We start from the raw sequence: 230 nt of genomic DNA on the forward strand, positions 1-230 counted from the left end.
CCTCCAGCTAGTGCACTTCGTCGTCAAGCGCCACGAACCCTGCCAGCGTCAGCAACACGCATGCAAACAGCAGCACGAAGCGCCAGGCATTGCGCGCCATCCAGTGTCGGACGCCGGCGGCCGGCTCCGGCGCGGCCAGCACGGCGGGCTTATACGTCGCTTCGGACATACTTGCGTTCGACGTACGCGTCGCTCAGCGCCACGAATTCCTGGGCGATGTTGTCGCCGCG

At 66.1% G+C, this 230-nt stretch carries 1 pseudogene; it reads right to left on the reverse strand.

Features of this window, described 5'->3' with window-relative positions:
* Positions 1-10: 10 nt before the first annotated feature.
* A pseudogene (locus tag ACQG3P_RS25350) lies at positions 11-169 on the reverse strand (phosphatase PAP2 family protein); the annotation flags it as partial.
* Between the last annotated feature and the right edge of the window lie 61 nt (positions 170-230).

Source organism: Stenotrophomonas sp. SrG (genome assembly GCF_050031795.1).
Taxonomy (GTDB): Bacteria; Pseudomonadota; Gammaproteobacteria; order Xanthomonadales; family Xanthomonadaceae; genus Stenotrophomonas; species Stenotrophomonas rhizophila_A.